Source organism: Pseudomonas sp. PB105, assembly GCF_009764655.1.
GTDB lineage: Bacteria > Pseudomonadota > Gammaproteobacteria > Pseudomonadales > Pseudomonadaceae > Aquipseudomonas > Aquipseudomonas cyclaminis.
The window spans coordinates 40,319-59,889 of record NZ_RWIO01000052.1; the positions used below are offsets into that span (position 1 = coordinate 40,319).

Here is a 19,571-nt window from a genome sequence, read left to right on the forward strand (position 1 = left end):
TGCGCGCTGTCGAGTGTGTTTGCCTGGGATACCGCGTGAAATTCAGCCTGCCGAAAATTGCTACCGCCCCGTTCTGCCCGCCAGAAGTGGCCGGCTCCGTCGCCGTTGACCCCAAGGCTTCGTTTTTCAAGCGCGCCCTCATGTTTGCCGGCCCCGGCCTGCTGATCTCCATCGGCTACATGGATCCCGGCAACTGGGCAACGGCCATCGAGGCCGGTTCGCGCTATGGCTACAGCCTGTTGTTTGTGGTGTTGCTGGCCAGCCTGGCGGGAATGGCGGTGCAGTGCCTGTGCTCGCGACTGGGCATCGCCACTGGCAAGGACCTGGCGCAACTGTGCCGTGAGCGCTACAGCAAACGTTCCGCCCGCACCCAATGGGCGCTGGCGGAAGTCTCCATCATCGCCACCGACCTGGCCGAAGTGCTCGGCTGTGCCCTGGCGTTCCACCTGTTGCTGGGCGTTTCCCTGACCACCGGCATTGTGATCACGGCCTTTGATACGCTCCTGATCCTGGCCCTGCAAAACCGGGGCTTCCGCCGTCTCGAAGCGATCATGCTGGCGCTGGTGGCGACCATCGGCGTGTGTTTCTTTATCGAACTGGTACTGATCAAACCGTATTGGCCGGACGTATTCAGTGGCTTCACACCGTCGCTGTCGGCCATCAGCGATGCCGCGCCGCTGTACCTGGCCATCGGCATCCTGGGCGCCACGGTGATGCCCCATAACCTCTACCTGCACAGCTCAATCGTGCAGACCCGGTTGATCGGCAAAGACGTGGCCAGCAAACAGGACGCGGTCAAGCTGGCGCGCATCGACACCATCGGCTCCCTGGCCCTGGCCTTGCTGGTCAATGCTGCGATCCTGGTACTCGCCGCCGCCGCGTTCCACAAGACCGGCCATACCGATGTGGTGGAAATCCAGGATGCCTACCACCTGCTGGACCCGCTGGTAGGTGGCGCGTTCGCCAGTATCCTGTTCGGGGTTGCCTTGCTCGCGTCCGGGCAAAGCTCGACCTTTACCGGCACCATCGCCGGGCAAGTGATCATGGAAGGTTACCTGAACCTGCGCATTCCCTGCTGGCAGCGGCGGCTGATTACCCGTGGGCTGGCGCTGATCCCGGCGTTCCTCGGGGTCTGGCTGATGGGCGACGATGCCATCGGCAAATTGCTGATCCTGAGCCAGGTGGTGCTGAGCCTGCAATTGCCGTTTGCGCTGTATCCGCTGATTCGCATGACCGGCGACAAGCAACTGATGGGGCCGTTTGTGAACAGCCTGCCGACACGGGTGTTGGTGTGGTTTCTGTTTGCGGTGATCAGTGGTGCGAATGCATGGTTGATTGGGCAGTGGGTGTTTTGAGTTGACCGTACGAGCGGCTTTGGTGGCTTACACCTGAATCGCCAGGGGCGTGTACTGGGCAAGGGCGCTGACGTAAATCTCTGCTGCATTCTCAATCAGTTTCCGGGCTTTGCTGGATAGCCTGGGGTCATCCGCCAGTGCCCACAGCAGAATAAAATAATGGCCCGTAAAATCAGAAATACCCTACCTCGTTAAATAGGAAAAATCCTCAACGATCCCAATAAGGCACGGCGCCGAAGCACTCCACAAAGTAATCAATCACCGTCCTGACCTTCAGCGACAAGCGCCGACTCCCCGGCCACAACGCCGCAATCTGCTGCGGCTCCAGCGTGGTCGCTACCTCGTATTCCGTCAGCACTGCCTGCAAGGTGCCAGCGCGCAGGCTTTCGCCGATCAGCCAGGACGGAAACACCACCAGCCCCAAGCCTTGTTCGGCAGCGTGGGTGAGGGTATCGGCGTGGTTGCCGGTGATCGGGCCTTTGACGCTGTAGGGCGTCCAGTCGCCCTGGTCACGACGGAAGAACCAGCGTTGTTGGCCGGTGACGCCCTTGTAGGCCAGGCATTGGTGGTTGATCAGTTCGTCGGGGTGCAGGGGCGTGCCGTGCTGTGCCAGGTAAGCCGGGCTGGCCGCGATGCGAAAGCGCTGGGGCGCGAAGATGCGGGCCTGCATGCCGGAGTCGTTGAGCACGCCGATGCGAAACAGCAGGTCGGTGCCATCTTGCAGCGGGTCGACGTAGGTGTCGGTTTGCTGGATGTCCAGTTGCAGCTTGGGGTAGCGGCGGCACAACTCACCCAGCCAGGGGGAGAGGTGACGCTGGCCGAATACCATCGGTGCATTGATCCGCACCAGGCCGCTGGGCTCACTTTCCTGTTCCTGCAGGGCCTGGCCGGCGGACTCCAGCTGTTCGAGCATCAGGCGCGCGTGCCGCCCGAGCAGACGCCCAGCCTCGGTGGGGCTGACAGCGCGGGTGTGCCGATACAACAGCTGTTGCCCCAGGGCCTGTTCCATCAGCTGGATCTGGCGGGAGATCGAGGAGGGCGCCAGGCCTTCGCGGCGCGCCACTTCAGAGAAGCTGCCGTGGTCCAGCACCGCGACGAACAGGCGGAGCGCCTTGAAACTCAATTCATTCAAACCCTGCATCTTGGCTCCAGGCTGTGCGTTTTGCGCAAAGGTGTTGTTGGCATGCTCCCATTTATCGCACAGGACGGCCACTGGATAATGCGCGCCATTAATCCATTTGTTGATGCGCAGGTGATGTATGCAGGCCAGTTCTATCGAGGGTGCGGCGAACGCCACGCCGAAAAAAAACCTTCTGCGGTTACTGTTGTTGCCGCTGGTGATCCTTGCCGGTATGGGCTTGTCGGTGGAGGCCGGTTTGCTCGGCCCGTTGGGTGTGCAGGTGGGGCATCTGTGGGCGACCTTGAGCATCTTTGGCGTGGGTTCGGCGATTCTGTTCCTGCTGCTGCTGTTCAGCGGCCCGCAAAAAGGCCCGGCGCTTACTGACTTGCCGCGCTGGCAGTTGATCGGTGGCTTCCTGGGGCCGATGTACGTGGTGGTGCTGACCCTGGCCACGCCGCACATCGGCATTGCGATGACCATGATCGCGATACTGTCCGGTCAGGTGGGCAAAAGCGTGTTGATCGACCACTTCGGCTGGTTTGGCGCAGCGCGCAAGCGGGTCAATGGTGAGCGCTGGATCGCATTGGCGCTGATTGTGGTGGCACTTGTTCTGATTGCACGAGGTTAAGACGATGAATCTGATTCTGTTGTTGGTAGTGGTCATCGCGGCCGGTGCGGTATTGAGTATGCAGGCGGCGATCAATGGCCGTCTGGGCCAGACAGTCGGTGTATTGCGCAGCAGTTTGCTGACCTTCGCGGTAGGCGCGCTCACTACCGCGCTGTTGATTTTCTTCTTTGAACCGGCACAGGCCGTGAGCCTGCTGGATGTGCCTAAATGGCAACTGACCGGCGCGTTGTTCGGTGTGGTGTACATGATGGTGATGGTCGGTGCGGTGCCGGTGGTCGGCACGGCGGTGGCGACCGTGGCGGTGATCACGGGGCAGTTGGGCATGGGCATGCTGATCGACAACTTTGGCTGGCTGGGCAACCCGGCCATCGAATTGTCGGGCGGTCGCCTGCTGGCGATGGTGTGTCTCGCGCTGGCGCTGGTATTCATGTATCGCAGTAATACGCGCACTGACTGATGGTTTGAACGATCTGCGTGAGCCGGCAGTCATTGCTAAAGGTGCCGGCGCTCGCCGTACCGAGACGACCATGAAGAAGGAGTCTGACCATGCCAGATCAAACCTGTGCCTGCCCACACTGCAAGTGTGTACTGGGTGTCGATGCTGTGATGAAAGACGGTAAAGGCTATTGCTGCCAGGGCTGCGCGGAGCATCATGCCCATGGTGAGCCGTGTGCTGCGGCGACTGGTTGCGAGTGCGCCAAGTCGGCCCACGGCTGAACGCGCTGGGAGCGGTTAAACCGCTCCCGCATTTGATCTGTCTGGAAGCGGCTATTGGGTTTCCAGTTCCAGCCTGAGGCTATGGTCCGACAAGCGCTGCCGACCTCTGACTACCCCGCTGGTTCGCCGCCCCTCCAACGCAAACACCACCGTTTTCGCAGCATGCAGATCATCCGGAAGCGGCTGGAAAACCTTCAGCACCAGCCTGTCCGGTTTGTGCTGCACGCTCACCTGGCATTCAGCATGCCTGGCCAGTGGCCCAAACAGGGTGTCCTGGGTGTAATCAATTCGAGCCTTGCCATTGACTTGAGGGCGTGAATCCATGGGTATTTCTCCTTGTTCAAGCCTGGGCGCGCGCGTCCGAGCGGCGCCATTGCACATGGGTAATGCCAAATTTCTCGGCCTGGGCCTGGCTGGTTTTCTTGACCTGTTCGCGGGCGAAACGGCCAATACGACCCACGCCGGCATCACAGCTGGCCCAATGCCAGGCTTCGGCGGCATCGAGTTTTTCCAGGCGGATAATGAATGACTTGGCTTCGCCATGGAGGGTGTAGTCGATCACAAACAGTTTCGCGTTATTCATTGGTCCATCAACCCTGGAGGTGTAAGCAAGTGATCACCCCCAGCGCTAAAAATTCACTCGGATTGCCGAGCGGTGGTCATTACCATGGCGGGTCATCCTGGATTGACGTTAACCCCCAAGGCGTGAATCAAGGCAGCCCGGACAAGATCATCCTGCTGCCTTGATTGCACTGATCATGCGTCGGGAACAGCTTTTTCCCAGGCCGACCAGTTGTTGAGGATTGCCTGTACCAACGGATTGCCCGTGCGGAACAGGTTTTCCAACGCCGGCGCGAAACCGCCCTGGTCGGCATACTTGAGCAGGTTATCCACCTCGCTGTAGCCAGGGTAAGGCCGGTCGAAATCGGAACCTGCCCGCACCACGGCCAAGCGCTGAATATCCACCAACCCTTCACGACTGGCCCGCAGCAGGGCCTCGTAGGTGGAGTTGTCTTCCTGCTGGGTGGTGCAGTATTCGCCTTTGTTGTCCGTGAGCAGCTTGGTCCAGACCTCGGCACGTTCGCTCAGGCGCGTGCCGGAGAACCAGGTGTTGCCCGCCAGCGTGTCGCAGCGGGTGACTTGCGGCGGCTGGTTGGCCGGGGCGGCAGGATAATGCTTGCGCCAGGCGGCCGATTCTTTGCTTTCCGTCAGCTCGACTTTTTGCGACAAGGCAAACGCCTTGGCCTGCAGCTTGGGGTTGAGCTCAAACACTTCGGTCTTGTAGTCCAGCGGCGGTTTTTCGTTGGGGCCTTTGGTGTTGATGCCCAGATAACCGGTTGGCCAATCCTTGGGCGCATCCCGCGAGTCCAGCTCCCACTGCGTTCCAAACTCCACCAGGTAATGCGCCCAGGCGGCAGTGCCGATGGTGCCGTGCTTGGGGCTGATGCCGGCGATCCCGGCGATCAGGAAGTAACTCTGGCGCAGGTCGAACTTGGGCGACAGCGCCAGGGCAAGGGTGGAGGCGGCAGCGTTGGTCTGGCCCATGCCGGTGACCAGCAGGCACACGTCCTGGGTGTTGCAGCGGATCACCGGGTATTCAGCGGACAGGCCCTGCACGCGCACTTCCTGCTTGAGTTGCAGGCGGTCGATCCAGGTTTGCGCCTCGGGGGCGAACATGGTGATCAGCATCACTTTGGGTTTGATCGGTGCCGGGGTATCTGCCAGCACCAGGTGCGGCATCAGGGCCAGGCCGACGGCCATCGATAGACGGGTAAACGTGTTCATCTCATGCTCCTTGATCAGAATTGGTAACCGACACCGGCGTAGTAGCCCCAGCCGTCAGAGCGGGCGCGGAAGTTGCCTTCGCCGAAATTCAACTCGCTGCCATCCTCCCAGTTGCCGCCGTTATGGAAGTAGCGGCCCACCAGGGTGAAGCGCAGGTGGGTGAACGAGTACAGCAGCACGTTGGTTGCCACGAGGGAATTGGCGGTGCGCGCCGGGTTGTCCTTGTGCAGGTCGGAGCCGAAATCGTAGTTGGTGAAGCCGATGTAAGTCAGCGAGGCGCCGTTGTCGAACTTGCCGATGGGCACGATGTACTTCATCTGGGCGCGGTAGCCGTCCCATGAGTATTCATTGCTCGCACCGTAGTTTTCCCACTGGTAGCGCCCATAGAAGTTGGCCGACAGGTTGACCCGCGAATGGGTGTCGATGTCGGTGCCCAGGCCGCTGTACAGGGTGTTGGCGCGGTTTTCCTTGTTGCTGCCGTGGTCGTAGATCCAGTCAAACGCCACGTACCATTCCTTGAACGGGCCGATGGCCAGGCTGCGACCGGCCAGGTAGTCGATGGAAATACGCGGTTCATGCTCCATGAACACTGGCGAGCCGTGGTCCCAGACGCCTTTGTCATTGCTGTTACCGATGCCGAGGATCTTTGGCACGTCGATGTAGCCATACAGCTCGAAAGGGCCCTTGCGACCGAAGTACTCGTATTCCAGGTAAATGTCATCGGACGGCTTGGGGCCGAAGCTGATGTCTTTGCTGCCGATCAGCGTCAGGTCCTGGTTGAACCACTCCGACAGATACGGGCCTTTGTTCGATTGGGTGGCTTCAGGGCTAAGGGTTTCGCCCTGTGCTGAGTCATCGGCGGGTGTTTCCTGCGCCAAAATGGGTGCGCTGAGTACTCCCGTAACGGCGGCCAGTAGCAAGGAAACACCAAAGCAGGCACGCGGCCTTGAGGTTAGGTGCATTGAAAATCCCTATTCGTACGCGGTTGGAACCCGATTCCTCAGGTCATGGTGAACTTGGCGGACAAGTTCGTACCGCAAACGTTTGCACAGGCTGTACCAACTTTGCTCAATGGCTTGAATGCCCTAGGAAAAAGACAAATTAGTCGACCTTTTGATCAGAAATGACTGGGTGTCATTTTTGCAATGGGATTGAACAGGTGCAGCGCGGTTTCGCGGCGATATTCGCTCGGCGTCTGGTTCATCTCGATCCGAAAGTGTCGGTTGAAATTGGACAGGTTGGCGTAGCCCACTTCAAAGCAGATATCTGCCACCGACCGCTCGGTGTGCAGCAACAGCCGGCAAGCGCGCTGTACGCGAAATTTGCGCATCAGGTCGATAAACCCGTGGCCGGTGTTGCGTTTGAAAAACCGCGAGAATCCCGGTTCGCTCATCTCCAGTTGCTGGGCAATGACCGACAGGCGCACGTCGCCGGTGAGTTCGCGCATCAGGTAATCGAATGCCTTGTTGATGCGTTCAGCACTGCGGGCGTCCAGGGTGGGCGCGTAGCAGGGGCTGGCCAGCGACTTGACCTGGGCGGGCAGCGCGTTTTTCAGGGTGTCTAGCAGTTGCAGGAACAGGATCAGCCGTTGCAGGCCATGAGCGCTGCCGATGGCCTCCATCAGCTGCGCCGCCTGTACGGCGCAGTCGCCGCTGAACTCCAGGCCGCGCCGGGCCTGTTCGAACAGCGGTTGCAAGTCACCGAGTTCCGGCAGGGTGCTGCGCAGGGCGAGCAGGGCGGCGCCGTCGAATTGCAGCACCACGTCGCGCCCGCTCAGGTGTTCGCCGGGGGCCAGCTCGCCGATCCAGTCGTGGGGCAGGTCAGGGCCGATCAACGCGACATGGCCGGCGTTGAAGGCACCGATATAGTCGCCCGCCACCAGCTTGCCGCTGCCTTGGCGGATCAGGTGGATTTCAAATTCGGGGTGGTGGTTCCAGCGCGCCAGGTCAAAGGGATAGTCGTGTTCGAACCAGCGGAAGCAGTGGTCCGGCTCGGGCAGGATCACTTCCAGTTCGGCGGGGCGGTGCTCGAACAGTGTGGCGCGGCTGACGGGCATGGTGCTGCCTCTTGTGCATTGGGTCACGCCAAAATACGCGGGTTTGCAGGGGGCGTGCTACCCCCGCCTTTACCCGGCACTGATGCTTTTTTGATCCTGGAGTTGCGGTTAAAAAAGTATCAGTCGGGCATTCGCCAAGCGTTTGTGGGGGCTTGGCCGAGCTGCTGTAATCGGTGCTCAACTACAAAAACAACAGGTGGAAACCGCCATGTCAACGCTTCCCAAAGCACTGTTCCTGCTGTCCGGCCTGGCTTTGGCTCTGCCTGGCCACGCCGCTGATACCGTGACGATTGCCACGGTCAACAATAGCGACATGATCCGCATGCAGCGCCTGTCCAAGGTGTTTGAACAGCAGCACCCGGACATCAAACTCAATTGGGTGGTGCTCGAAGAAAACGTTCTGCGCCAACGCCTCACCACCGACATCGCCACCCAGGGCGGGCAGTTCGATGTGCTGACCATCGGCACTTACGAAACCCCGTTGTGGGGCGCCAAACGCTGGCTGGAACCGCTGAGCGAACTGCCGGCCGATTACGACGTCGACGATATTTTCCCCTCTGTACGCCAGGGCCTGTCGGTCAATAACACCCTCTACGCCTTGCCGTTCTATGGCGAAAGCACCGTCACCTACTACCGCACCGACCTGTTCAAGCGTGCCGGACTGAGCATGCCTGCGCACCCCACCTGGAGCCAACTCGGCGAGTTCGCCGCCAAGCTCACCGCCAAGGACCAAGGTCAGTACGGCATGTGCCTGCGGGGCAAGGCTGGCTGGGGGGAGAACATCGCGTTGCTGAGTACCATGGCCAACGCCTTTGGCGCACGCTGGTTCGACGAACAATGGAGGCCCGAGCTGACCAGCCCCGAATGGAAGGCCGCCGCCAACTTCTACGTCAACACCCTCAAGCAATACGGCCCGCCCGGTGTGTCCAGCAACGGCTTCAACGAAACTCTGGCGCTGTTCAACAGCGGCAAGTGCGCGATTTGGGTCGACGCCAGCGTCGCCGGCTCTTTCACCACAGATGCCAGCCAGAGCAAGGTCGCCGACACTGTCGGTTTCGCCGCAGCGCCTACCGAAGTGACCGACAAAGGGTCGTCCTGGCTCTACGCCTGGTCCCTGGCGATCCCGGCCACCTCCAAGCACAAGGACGCCGCCAAGGCCTTTATCACCTGGGCCACCTCCAAGGACTACATCCAACTGGTCGCCGACAAAGAGGGCATCACCAACGTACCGCCGGGCACGCGCCAGTCCACCTACAACGAGGCATATCTCAAGGCCGCGCCGTTTGCCCAGGTGACCCTGGAGATGATGAAACACGCCGATCCCGCCCATCCTTCAGCCAAACCGGTGCCGTACGTGGGCATTCAGTACGTGACCATCCCCGAGTTCCAGGCCATCGGCACCTCGGTCGGCAAGCTGTTTTCAGCAGCGCTCACCGGCGGCATGACGGTTGACCAGGCCTTGGTGCAGGCGCAGTCCACCACCGAGCGCGAAATGAAACGCGCCGGCTATCCCAAGTAACCTTGACGGACACCACCCATGAAACGACTGGAAGGTAAAAGCGCGCTGATCACTGGATCGGCGCGGGGGATTGGCCGCGCGTTTGCCCAGGCCTATATCAATGAAGGCGCGACGGTTGCCATCGCCGACATCAACTTGCAACGCGCCGGGCAAACCGCCGCCGAACTGGGCCCGCAGGCCTATGCGGTAGCGATGGATGTCACCGACCAGGCCTCCATTGATGGCGCAATTGCCGCCGTGGTGGCCCATGCAGGCAAGTTGGATATTCTGGTCAACAACGCGGCGCTGTTCGACTTGGCGCCCATCGTCGACATTACCCGCGACAGCTTCGAGCGGCTGTTCGCGATCAACGTCGCCGGCACGCTGTTCACCCTGCAGGCCGCCGCCCGGCAGATGATCAGCCAGGGCCATGGCGGCAAAATCATCAACATGGCCAGCCAGGCCGGGCGGCGGGGTGAGCCGTTAGTCGCGGTGTACTGCGCGACCAAGGCGGCGGTGATCAGCCTTACGCAGTCGGCGGGGTTGAACCTGATCAAGCAGGGCATCAACGTCAACGCCATCGCACCCGGTGTGGTGGACGGTGAGCATTGGGATGGGGTGGATGCGCTGTTTGCCAGGCATGAAGGCCTGGCGCCCGGCGAGAAGAAGAAGCGGGTAGGGGACGAGGTGCCGTTCGGGCGAATGGGCACCGCAGAGGACCTGACCGGAATGGCGATCTTCCTGGCGTCCAAGGATGCCGACTACGTGGTGGCCCAGACCTACAACGTCGATGGCGGCAACTGGATGAATTAAAACCGCGGATCTGGAATGTGATCATTGTGGCGAGCCTGCTCGCCACAAGTGTTCGCCTGTTTATAGCGGGTTCACTCGGCAAAACTGCGATCAAAAAAATACACCGCTCCAGGCTTGAGGTTCTCTAGCGTCGCCTGGGGCCTGCCCCCTTCACCCTGCTTCTTGCGCCCCGTCTCCCGCAGATACCCCGCCTCGGTCAGCTTCAATAACCGCTGGCGGATACTGGTCTTCAGCACCGGGCGTTCCAGCACCAGGGAAAAGATCGTCGTCGCTTGCGGCGCGCTGAATTCATCGCCCAGGAACATCAGTGGCAAACTGCTGTACAGCGATTTGGATACCAGCCGCTCCTGCACCGCTGCCACGATCAGGTTGTGATCGAACGGCAGCTTGATGCTCCCGTCAGCTACTGCGCTCAACGAAAACCACGCCTGATGGTCAGCCAAGACCACCTCATCCGCCAGGATCGCCAGGTAGTACGTGGACGACGACCAGCAGCGCGGGTCGCGAAACGCATCGCCCACCGTACCCACTTGCTCGCTCCAGGCCAGTTTTAGTCCGACCTTGTCACTGGCGCGCAACCGCTCCACGGCATCCTTGAGGCTCAGGTCCTGCACACCGCCATTCACCACCACACCCGGCAGCGCCCAATGCCCGGCGAAGGGCTCGGCGTCGCGCTTGTTCAGCAGCAGTTTCAGTTCACCGGTCGCGCGGCAATAAAACAGCACGCAGAGGTCGACGGTATGGAGGTAGGCGCTAAGGGGCATGTGAACATCCTTCTGAACGGCGAAGAGGGCTCAGTCTAACGGATCGAAAAGATATGTCATGTTCTCGATAGAGAATAGATAAGTAAATGTTTCTTGCAATGAAAGTACATGACATGTACTTTTGTTGCCAGGCCACAGGAGAACCGCCATGACCCTCTCGAAAACTGCTATTGCATCCTTTGATGTCGACGCCCAGAAGAGCTTCACGCCGCTGTGCCCCAACGAGTTGCCTGTGGCCGGTGGTGACCTGATCGGCGCCGAACTCAATTACATGGCCAGCCTCGCCGGCCATCGCGTCGGCAGCAAGGATGCCCATACCCCGCAAGCACCCTGGGTGGTCGCGCAGCCCAGCGAGATGCTGCAACCCACCGGCCTGGTCCACGCCGACCTTACGTGGGTCAGTCACTGCGTACCGGGCACCGAAGGCTTCACCTTGCTGGACGAGTTGCCCACGCCTTATGACTACGACTACTTCATCTGGAAAGGCGTCGAGCCCGACCTGCACCCCTACGGTGCCTGCTACCACGACCTGCACGACAAGCTGTCCACCGGAGTGATCGAGTACCTCAAGGCCCAAGGCGTCACTCGCGTAATCGTCGGCGGCCTGGCCCTGGACTACTGCGTCAAGACCACCGCCCTGCAATTGCTCAAGGCCGGCCTCGAAGTCGTGCTGCACCTGCCGGCGTGCCGAGGGATCAGCGAGGAAGGCGGCGAGCAGGCCGTCGATGAGTTGCTCAAGGCCGGTGCCAGCATCAGCCGCACCCGCGAAGAACTGGCCGCGATGGCCGCGCGTTAAGGAGACTGACCATGGAAAGTGCCTACGACTACGAAGCCCCTGTCATCCAGGGCCTGCTCGACACCGACTACTACACCTTCACCATGATGCAGGCGGTGTTGCACCAGTACCCCAACGTCGATGTGGAATACAACTTCATCGTCCGCTCCAAGGAAAGACTCGGCCACTTGATCCCGCAGTTGCGCGCCGAGTTGGACAAACTTGCCAGTTTGCAGATGCGTGAAGGCGAGCTGCGTTTTCTGTTCAACCCACGCTTTCGCGAGTACCTCACCCCGGACTACGAGCGTTTCCTCGGCCTGTTTCGCTTCAACCTGCGCTATATCCACGTCAGCGAAGTTGACGGCCAACTGAACATCCGCGTGGTCGGCCCGATGCTGCACTGCATCATGTTCGAGCAGCCGGTGCTCGCGTTGGTCAGCGAACTGCGCAACCGCGACAAATACCCCCAGGTGACCCTGGAAGACGTCACTCGCAAGCTCTACCAGAAGTTTGACTGGCTGGAGAAGAACCTCAGCCGCGATGAACTGGCCGACCTGCGCGTCTCCGACTTCTCGACCCGTCGGCGGCTGTCCTTCAAGGCCCAGCGCGAAGTGGTGGATATCATGCGTCGCGACTTCCCCGGCCAGTTCGTCGGCACCAGTAATGCGCACCTGGCCTACGAGTTCGATTTGCCGCTGATCGGCACCATGGCCCACCAATGGCTGATGGTGCACCAGCAATTGGGTCGTCTGCGCGAAAGCCAGAACGCCGCCCTGGAGAACTGGGTGCATGAATACCGTGGCCGTCTCGGTATCGCCCTGACCGACTGCATCAGCACCGACTTCTTCCTCAAGGACTTCGACCTGTACTTCGCCAAGCTCTACGACGGGCTGCGCCAGGACTCCGGTGATCCCATCGCCTGGGCCGACAAAGTGCTGGCCCGCTACAAACAGCTGGGCATCGATCCGATGACCAAGGACCTGATGTTCTCCGATGGCCTGAACTTCGAAAAATGCCTGCCGATCCTGCGCCACGTGCGTGGCAAGGCCAAGTTCGGTTTCGGCATGGGCACCAGCCTGGCCTGCGATGTGGAGGGCGTGGAGCCGCTGAGTATCGTGATGAAACTGGTGCGGGTGCACGGCGAACCGGTGGTGAAGTTTTCCGATGACCCGATCAAGAACGTCTGCGAAGACGCCTCGTTTTTGCAGTATGCAGCCCAGGTATTCAACGTCGGCACTGTGGAGGTGTGACATGCAAGACCGTATCGCGCAGGAACTGAATATCGACCGGCAGTTGGGGCAGGGCGGTGAGGCCAAGGAAATCCAGCGACGCATCGACTTCATCAAGACCACGTTGCGTCACTCGGGCTGCAAGGCCTTGGTGCTGGGTATCAGCGGTGGCGTGGATTCCCTCACTGCCGGCCGTCTGTGCCAATTGGCGGTGGAGCAACTGCGTAGCGAACACTACGCCGCACGCTTTATCGCCATGCGCCTGCCTTACAACATCCAGGCGGATGAAAGCGATGCGCAGGCCTCCCTGGACTTCATCACCCCGGACCACGTCGAGACCCTCAATATCGCCGCCAGCGTCGACGGCCTGATGACCAGCCTGACCGCCAATGAGGCCAGCGCCAGCCACGTCGACTTCATCAAAGGCAACGTCAAGGCCCGCACTCGGATGATCGCGCAGTACGCCGTGGCCAACCTGCACAATGGCCTGGTGGTCGGCACCGACCATGGCGCCGAAGCGCTGATGGGGTTCTTTACCAAGTTTGGCGACGGCGCCTGCGACCTGGCGCCACTGTCCGGCCTGACCAAAACCCAGGTCCGCCTGCTCGCCAGCGCCCTCGGCGGCCCGGCAGAGCTGGTGCACAAACACCCCACCGCAGACCTTGAAGAGCTGGCGCCGGGCAAGCTGGATGAGCAGGCCTATGGTTGCTCATACGAAGAGATTGATGCGTACCTGATGGGCGAACCGGTGAGTGAGCGGGTGACGGCGATTGTCGAGGGGGCCTACACAAAGACCGCGCACAAGCGGGCGCTGCCGATTGTTCCGGTTTAAGGGGCGTGCTTTTCTCACGCGGGTCTTGGTAGGGGGCTGAGTGGGGAGAGTGAATGTTCATGCAGGTGACTGCTCTTTTATTGCGCAACGCTGGAACCACGATGTGGCAGGCAGCCACACATGGAGCGTTGATCCAGTGCAGGAGTGTCTGGATTGGCAGCCAGATTTCTATTACTGAGGTACTACTATGAGCAGCTTTTATCCGTCATCGGCATGTAGCAATGGCGCCTTCACCAGCGGTAACCCTATGCCCATTGGCAATGGCCAGTGGTGTGGTGTAGGTCAGCCTGCGCGTAACGATGGGGGCCTTCCACCTTCCCGTATTTTGAGAGAGTTCGCGAACAACTTCGATTACTTCCGCGATCCGGGGTCGCCTTTTGTTACACGTGAGTCGCTAGAGTTTGCCGCCAATCGGCCAATGACCGGAAATCACTACCATGACCGGATGACCATGCTTGGCCGGGAGGTCATCCGAAACCCTGAAATGGCCTCTGTGCTGGATGGCATCACCAACGGCGGCGAGCAAGATGGGCTGATCAGTCCAGAGGATGTGCACCAAACGATTGGTTTCTACGATGCGCAATCCATGCCTAGCAACCAGGGCTTCATGCAGGGCGGTCCACGCGGTATGCCAGGCAATATGCGCCAGCAGCAAATGAATCAGCAGAACTTTGCGCCGCAGCCGTCCTACATGACCGCAACCTCCTACAGCGGTCATGCGCCGAGGTCCGAATCAAGACCGTATGCCAACGACACCAAGGAAGAGTTTGCCAACAAAGTGCTGGCCCGTTTCGGCGCTCTGGAAGACCCGAGCACCCCAGGTCTCATAACCGACAAGTCACTGAGTTCAATCGCGGGCGGCTGTCACCTGGATGGGCGTCCCGCCAGTCAGGATGAGATGGAGATAGCCCAGGAAGTGTTGTCACGGGGAGATCAGTTCAAAGAACTTGACCAAGGGCGTAGTGGCAAGTTGGACGGTGCGTTCTCCAGGGACGATCTGGGAGATTCATCGAACAAGTATAAGAAATCCAGCGATCACGAGCTTATTCAAGTCATCAAAGACAATTTCAGGTCGTACACCGCCGGCGCCAGTGATAGCTACGTTAACGTCAATGAGTTGAAAGAAGCTGCGGGCTTGATTCCGTCAGATAGAACCTTCAGCTCGCAAGCGCGTGAAGCGGCGATGGAACTCCTGCAGCGCCCGGGGCTTCTGCGGGACTTGGATATCGGCACTGGCTTCTTCGGGCGCGGGCTTGAGGATGGTCGGTTTGATATAGAAAACCTTAATTATGAGCTCAAAAAAACCAAGTAGATTGGCTAAGGTTTGATTGAGTGGACAAGGCAATATTCGGATGGGCGAAGCCGTTTTTTGGGTGATTTTCCCCGCGCGCCGAGCCCGTCCGGATGACCGTACGTCGTTCGGAGCAGTTGATAGGTGGCGGGCAAGAGGATCTCCGAGGCCTCGCCCTATCTGGAACCCGTGACTGGATAAAGCGCAGGAACATTGGATCCACTTGCGGTATAACCCTCGGACGCTTTAGTTCTCCGAGGCCCCGTTTTTCATGCAAAGCCCTTTGCAACGTCCGCTGTGGCAGGTCTACCTGATCTTTCTGGCACCGATGGTGCTGTCGAACTTCCTGCAGAGTTTTTCTGGCACGCTCAACGGCATCTATGTCGGGCAAATGCTCGGCACCCAGGCGTTGGCAGCGGTGTCGGGGATGTTTCCCATCGTGTTTTTCTTTATCGCACTGGTGATCGGCCTGGGGGCGGGCGCGTCGGTGTTGATCGGCCAGGCCTGGGGTGCCCAGGAAACCGCGATGGTCAAGTCGATTACCGGTGCGACGCTGACCCTCGGCGCGCTGGTGGGCTTGATCGCTGCGGTGCTGGGCAGTCTGTTCGCACGCCCGGCATTGCAGGCATTGGGTACGCCGGTGGATGTGCTCGACGACGCGGTCGGCTATGCCCAGGCAATGATGCTGATCATGCCGTTGTTGCTGGTGTTCATCCTCTATACCCAACTGCTGCGGGGCGTCAGCGACACGATTTCGCCGCTGCTTGCGCTGGTGGTCTCGACCCTGGTCGGCCTGCTGCTGACTCCGGCGCTGATTCGTGGCTGGGTCGGCCTGCCGCCCTTGGGCATCCAGAGCGCGGTGTACGCCGGCCTGGTGGGTAACGCCCTGGCGATGCTGTTTTTGATCTTGCGCCTGCGCCATAAACACCACGTGATGGCGCCGGATCGCGAACTGCTCGCGGCCTTGCGCCTGGACCGCGTGATCCTTGGCAAAGTCCTGCGCATCGGCCTGCCCACCGGCTTGCAGATGGTGGTGTTGTCGCTGTCGGAACTGGTCATCCTGGCGCTGGTCAACGGCCACGGTTCCCAGGCCACGGCGGCCTATGGGGCGGTGACGCAGATCGTCAACTACGTGCAATTTCCGGCGCTGTCGATTGCCATCACTGCCTCGATCCTGGGGGCCCAGGCCATTGGCGCCGGGCGCCTGGAACGCATCGGGCCGATCCTGCGTACCGGATTGCTGATCAACACCTGCCTCACCGGTGGCCTGATTGTGCTGGGCTACGTGCTGTCCCACTGGCTGCTGGGGCTGTTCATCACCGACGACGCTGCGCGGGTCAAGGCAGAACACCTGCTGCACATCATGCTCTGGAGCATCCTGGTGTTTGGCTTCCAGGCGGTGATCGGCGGGATCATGCGCGCCAGCGGCGTGGTGCTGATGCCGGTGGCCATCTCGATCTTCTGCGTGCTGTGCGTGGAGCTGCCGATAGCGTACCTGCTCAATGCCCACTTCGGCCTGGAAGGCGTATGGATGGCATTTCCGGTGACGTACCTGGCGATGCTGGGGTTGCAGACCGCTTACTACCGGTTGGTGTGGCGGCATAAACAGATCAAACGGTTGGTATGAACATGGCAAACCCCTACGCCGAATTATTCCAGGTCCCTGGCGCCCGGGCTTTTGTATTGGCAGGCATGCTGGCGCGCATGCCGGTGTCGATGACCGGCATCGGCATTATCACCATGCTCTCCCAGGTACATGGCGGCTACGGCCTGGCAGGTTCGGTGGCGGCGATATTCGCCTTGGCTACCGCGATCTGCGCACCCCAGGTATCACGGCTGGTGGACCGCTACAGCCAGGGCCGGGTGCTGCCGATTGCCGCGTTGATCGGTGGCGGGGCGTTGTTGATGCTGTTGCTGTGCACGCGGTTGCAGGCACCGACCTGGACGCTGTTCCTGTGCGCCGCCCTGGCCGGTTGTATACCGAACATGTCCGCAATGGTGCGGGCGCGCTGGACCGAGTTGTACCGGGGCCAGCCCAAGCTGCAAACCGCGTTTGCCCTGGAGTCGGTGCTCGATGAAGTGTGTTTTATTGTCGGCCCGCCGCTTTCGGTCGGCCTGAGCGTGGTGCTGTTTCCCGAAGCCGGGCCACTGGTGGCCGCGCTGTTGCTGGCGGTGGGCGTGACCACGTTCGTGCTGCAACGGGCGACTGAGCCACCTGTGCACGAGCATCACGATCAGCATGGCGGTTGGCTGATTGCGTCACCTTCGGTACTGATCCTGATGATCCTGCTGCTGGCCATGGGCGTGATCGTCGGTGTGGTGGACGTGGTCAGTGTCGCCTTTGCCCAGCAGCAGGGCCAGCCGGCGGCGGCGAGTATCGTGCTGTCGGTGTACGCCATCGGTTCGTGCCTGGCGGGGCTGGCTTTTGGCACGCTCAAGCTCAAGGCGCCGCTGCCCCGGCAGTTCCTGTTCTGTGGCGTAGCCACGGCCTTGACCACGTTGCCGTTGCTGCTGGTCACGAACATCCCTGGCCTGGCGGTGGCGATCTTTATCTCCGGGCTGTTCTTTGCCCCGACCCTGATCGTGTCGATGGCGCTGGTGGAGCGGATTGTCCCCGCTAGCCGCCTGACCGAAGGCATGACCTGGCTGATCACCGGCCTCAGCATCGGCGTGGCCATCGGCGCCGCCAGCTCTGGTTGGATGATTGACCACATGGGGGCTGCCAGTGGGTTCTGGGTGGCGTTGGCGGCAGGGGCAGTGGTGCTGGGCTCGGCGGTGCTGGGGTATCGGCGGTTGGGCTGAGGTTCACACTTGGTATCGTCCACTGTGTCGGTGCCACTCGTTATTGCCTGCGAGCCAGGCTTTCACGCCTCCCAAAAAACGCTTGAGTGACGGTTGCGCCTGTTTGAGCAAGCGGCGTTCCTTGGCTTCATAGCGATGCACGATATCGTCGTGCATCTGGGCGGTCAGCCACACGCCTTGCTGCAACGAGCAGTGGTGTTCACGGGCCAGTAATATAGGCAGGTTGAAGTCGCCTATTTCAGGCACGCTCTCTTTGTGGGCGGAGTACACATCATTGGCAATGATGGTCGCGCTGGCGGCGAGGGTAACGACTTCTCGTACCTGGGCCGCGAAATACGTCTCGGCGTCGAGTTCATAGCCGTCGACCACATCAATCAAGGCCATGCAGGGTAGAAAACTGTTGACCTGTCGGTGTGCCAGGTACTCCCAGATACACGGCAGGCTGTGTTCGATGCGCCATGTGGCTTCGGCATTCATGGTCACGAACATGGCAACGGTCTCCAGCCGCACGCGAGCCATCTGGGACGCTGTGCCGAAGCGAGACAGATGGTTCATATACCCCTTTAATCCCCGCAACACCGGATCACGTTTCAGCGCCTGCTCCAGTGCCAGGTCATGCGGCGGGTTCAGGTGCGCTCTGTCCAGCGCGGCGAGTGCCAACGACAGGCGTGGGCCCAGTAACCTGGGGTTGGCGCCACTTCGCTCATCATCACAGTAGTGATCGTCCACTGCGAACAGCGCAGCGATGCATTTAGCCGAGAGCAACAGGCGGTCCGGGTTGTCGGTGCCGGGGTGGCACAGCATGGCAAATCGGCCGAAATTCGAGGCCCTCACCTGGTCCCATTGCCCCTCGAAAATGCCCACTCGCCTGACCCAGGACAGCAACAAGTCGTTGACGTGATTGCCCAGTGCTTCATCCATCCGCACCGGTACGGGGTATTCCAGCTCCGGTATTTGCAGGCGGGCAGGGGCGTCGGGCGATGGGCAGTGGATGTCGTTCATAGCAAGACTCCGAAGTGTCGGTGCCATTGGACGTTACTGCGGACCAAGAAGCAGAAAAGATAAGAGATGACTGATCTGTAAATCTAGAAGGTCTGGCGCCAAACACAACTCGTCCATTCGGCGCTATCTGGAATCAACCCGCTCATTCAGCCAATCGCGGGGAATGTTTCTGCGCAATGATGTTGCAGAAATTCATTCAGCGCCTGGCGCGTCAAATCATTGAGCGTCACTTTTTTGCGCATCGCTGCCAGGGCGGCCGCCAGGTGCAGGTCATGGCCGACCCGTACATTGAACGAGCCCTTGCACGGTTTTTCGGGTGTTTGCCCGAGGGACTGGCATGTAGCCAGGTAGTCGTCCACTGCCTCATGAAATGCTGCATCCAATTCTGCGACGGTTTTACCTTCATAGCTGACCAGCGCCTTGATGAACAGGATCTTGCCGAACAGGCAGTTGTCTTCGAGGCTGGCTTCGATGGAGCCGATGTAGCCTTTGTAATTGAGTTGGTTGTTCACGGAATCAGTTCTCCTGATCGCAATTGTTCGATGATCTGGCGCCGAATGTAGTGTTTCAGTTCGTTGCCGGGGTGGGGCCTGTGCAAGGTGATCATTGCACTGGGATCGCCGATGTCGAATTTGACGCGGCTTCCGGCTCCTTCAATCTGTGTGTAGCCCAGCCGGTGTAACAGTGTGACGAGTTCGGGCCAGGTGAATATCGTTGGCTCGTTAAGCAATTTGGCGAGCAGCTTTTCATTTTTTGACGCGGCGATCCCTGCGCGTAACTAAATTTAGTTGCAAAAATTGGTGTATGTCAATGCTAGCTCGCCTTTGCATGGCTTTCCCGGGATTGATGTAACCCTTGATGACACCGCGCTCCAGCCCCTCCACCCGCAGCTAATTTTTCCCTC

Annotated in this window: 22 protein-coding genes and 1 pseudogene; 12 read left to right on the forward strand and 11 right to left on the reverse strand. The window is 60.2% G+C overall.

The features are described from left to right. The first annotated feature begins 35 nt into the window (after positions 1–35). Positions 36–1,355 (forward strand): Nramp family divalent metal transporter, encoded by a 1,320-nt coding sequence (locus tag EJD88_RS13730; RefSeq protein WP_158878228.1) that lies wholly within the window; start codon positions 36–38, stop codon positions 1,353–1,355. Between the two features lie 30 nt (positions 1,356–1,385). Here EJD88_RS13730 and EJD88_RS27550 read toward each other — a convergent pair. Together EJD88_RS27550 and EJD88_RS13735 are read right to left on the reverse strand one after the other, a co-directional pair. After that, positions 1,386–1,508 (reverse strand): annotated as a pseudogene (locus EJD88_RS27550) (PIN domain nuclease); the annotation flags it as partial. Positions 1,509–1,563: 55 nt separating this feature from the next. Beyond that, the gene (locus EJD88_RS13735) at positions 1,564–2,496 is read right to left on the reverse strand and encodes a LysR family transcriptional regulator (protein ID WP_158878229.1); all 933 of its coding nucleotides are present in this window, start codon (positions 2,494–2,496) and stop codon (positions 1,564–1,566) included. 118 nt (positions 2,497–2,614) lie between these two features. Here EJD88_RS13735 and EJD88_RS13740 point away from each other — a divergent pair, with 118 nt between their 5' ends. From EJD88_RS13740 to EJD88_RS13750, 3 genes are all read left to right on the forward strand, one after another. After that, positions 2,615–3,103 carry a DMT family transporter gene (locus EJD88_RS13740; RefSeq protein ID WP_158878230.1) on the forward strand — a complete coding sequence of 163 codons (489 nt, stop codon included), beginning with the start codon at positions 2,615–2,617 and terminating at the stop codon, positions 3,101–3,103. A gap of 4 nt (positions 3,104–3,107) precedes the next feature. Further along, positions 3,108–3,560 carry a DMT family transporter gene (locus EJD88_RS13745; RefSeq protein ID WP_158878231.1) on the forward strand — a complete coding sequence of 151 codons (453 nt, stop codon included), beginning with the start codon at positions 3,108–3,110 and terminating at the stop codon, positions 3,558–3,560. 89 nt (positions 3,561–3,649) lie between these two features. Beyond that, complete coding sequence (locus tag EJD88_RS13750) at positions 3,650–3,820, forward strand: metallothionein (protein WP_099584211.1); 171 nt, start codon at positions 3,650–3,652, stop codon at positions 3,818–3,820. A 51-nt stretch (positions 3,821–3,871) separates the two neighbouring features. Here EJD88_RS13750 and EJD88_RS13755 read toward each other — a convergent pair whose 3' ends face one another. The 5 genes from EJD88_RS13755 to EJD88_RS13775 form a co-directional block, all read right to left on the reverse strand. Next, the gene (locus EJD88_RS13755) at positions 3,872–4,144 is read right to left on the reverse strand and encodes a hypothetical protein (RefSeq protein ID WP_099584212.1); all 273 of its coding nucleotides are present in this window, start codon (positions 4,142–4,144) and stop codon (positions 3,872–3,874) included. Between the two features lie 16 nt (positions 4,145–4,160). Then, entirely contained in the window at positions 4,161–4,403 is a 243-nt protein-coding gene (locus tag EJD88_RS13760; protein ID WP_099584213.1) for a DUF6555 family protein, read from the reverse strand. Positions 4,404–4,576: 173 nt separating this feature from the next. After that, a complete protein-coding gene (locus tag EJD88_RS13765) occupies positions 4,577–5,605 on the reverse strand; it encodes a purine nucleoside permease (protein WP_158878232.1) in 1,029 nt (342 codons plus the stop codon). Between the two features lie 14 nt (positions 5,606–5,619). Continuing rightward, complete coding sequence (locus EJD88_RS13770) at positions 5,620–6,567, reverse strand: nucleoside-specific channel-forming protein Tsx (protein WP_112194850.1); 948 nt, start codon at positions 6,565–6,567, stop codon at positions 5,620–5,622. 155 nt (positions 6,568–6,722) lie between these two features. Further along, entirely contained in the window at positions 6,723–7,661 is a 939-nt protein-coding gene (locus EJD88_RS13775; RefSeq protein ID WP_099584216.1) for an AraC family transcriptional regulator, read from the reverse strand. A gap of 208 nt (positions 7,662–7,869) precedes the next feature. Here EJD88_RS13775 and EJD88_RS13780 point away from each other — a divergent pair, with 208 nt between their 5' ends. Together EJD88_RS13780 and EJD88_RS13785 are read left to right on the forward strand one after the other, a co-directional pair. Then, positions 7,870–9,180 (forward strand): sugar ABC transporter substrate-binding protein, encoded by a 1,311-nt coding sequence (locus EJD88_RS13780; protein WP_112194854.1) that lies wholly within the window; start codon positions 7,870–7,872, stop codon positions 9,178–9,180. Between the two features lie 18 nt (positions 9,181–9,198). Next, positions 9,199–9,972: an L-iditol 2-dehydrogenase gene (locus EJD88_RS13785; protein ID WP_112194856.1), complete on the forward strand. Its 774-nt coding sequence runs from the start codon at positions 9,199–9,201 to the stop codon at positions 9,970–9,972. A gap of 71 nt (positions 9,973–10,043) precedes the next feature. On the opposite strand, the gene EJD88_RS13790 is transcribed toward EJD88_RS13785, so the two are convergent. Next, a complete protein-coding gene (locus EJD88_RS13790) occupies positions 10,044–10,736 on the reverse strand; it encodes an NUDIX hydrolase (RefSeq protein ID WP_158878233.1) in 693 nt (230 codons plus the stop codon). 148 nt (positions 10,737–10,884) lie between these two features. On the opposite strand from EJD88_RS13790, the gene EJD88_RS13795 reads away from it, so the two are divergent. The 6 genes from EJD88_RS13795 (at position 10,885) to EJD88_RS13820 (ending at position 17,665) form a co-directional block, all read left to right on the forward strand. After that, entirely contained in the window at positions 10,885–11,532 is a 648-nt protein-coding gene (locus tag EJD88_RS13795; protein WP_158878234.1) for a nicotinamidase, read from the forward strand. Positions 11,533–11,543: 11 nt separating this feature from the next. Beyond that, positions 11,544–12,761: a nicotinate phosphoribosyltransferase gene (gene pncB, locus EJD88_RS13800; protein ID WP_099584221.1), complete on the forward strand. Its 1,218-nt coding sequence runs from the start codon at positions 11,544–11,546 to the stop codon at positions 12,759–12,761. Position 12,762: 1 nt separating this feature from the next. Continuing rightward, positions 12,763–13,572 carry an ammonia-dependent NAD(+) synthetase gene (nadE, locus tag EJD88_RS13805; protein ID WP_158878235.1) on the forward strand — a complete coding sequence of 270 codons (810 nt, stop codon included), beginning with the start codon at positions 12,763–12,765 and terminating at the stop codon, positions 13,570–13,572. A 187-nt stretch (positions 13,573–13,759) separates the two neighbouring features. Continuing rightward, a complete protein-coding gene (locus EJD88_RS27010) occupies positions 13,760–14,884 on the forward strand; it encodes a hypothetical protein (RefSeq protein WP_178117188.1) in 1,125 nt (374 codons plus the stop codon). Between the two features lie 250 nt (positions 14,885–15,134). Beyond that, on the forward strand, positions 15,135–16,490 hold the full coding sequence (locus EJD88_RS13815) for an MATE family efflux transporter (RefSeq protein ID WP_158878236.1): 1,356 nt from the start codon (positions 15,135–15,137) through the stop codon (positions 16,488–16,490). Positions 16,491–16,492: 2 nt separating this feature from the next. Next, positions 16,493–17,665, forward strand: coding sequence for an MFS transporter (locus EJD88_RS13820; RefSeq protein ID WP_158878237.1), 1,173 nt, complete (start codon positions 16,493–16,495; stop codon positions 17,663–17,665). Between the two features lie 3 nt (positions 17,666–17,668). Here the strand turns inward: EJD88_RS13820 and EJD88_RS13825 are convergent, their stop codons facing one another. From EJD88_RS13825 to EJD88_RS13835, 3 genes are all read right to left on the reverse strand, one after another. Then, positions 17,669–18,667 (reverse strand): family 2 encapsulin nanocompartment cargo protein terpene cyclase, encoded by a 999-nt coding sequence (locus tag EJD88_RS13825; RefSeq protein WP_158878238.1) that lies wholly within the window; start codon positions 18,665–18,667, stop codon positions 17,669–17,671. Between the two features lie 146 nt (positions 18,668–18,813). Further along, positions 18,814–19,179, reverse strand: coding sequence for a type II toxin-antitoxin system HicB family antitoxin (locus EJD88_RS13830; protein WP_099584226.1), 366 nt, complete (start codon positions 19,177–19,179; stop codon positions 18,814–18,816). Continuing rightward, positions 19,176–19,433 carry a type II toxin-antitoxin system HicA family toxin gene (locus tag EJD88_RS13835; protein ID WP_158878246.1) on the reverse strand — a complete coding sequence of 86 codons (258 nt, stop codon included), beginning with the start codon at positions 19,431–19,433 and terminating at the stop codon, positions 19,176–19,178. Before EJD88_RS13835 ends, EJD88_RS13830 begins: the two co-directional genes overlap by 4 nt. Between the last annotated feature and the right edge of the window lie 138 nt (positions 19,434–19,571).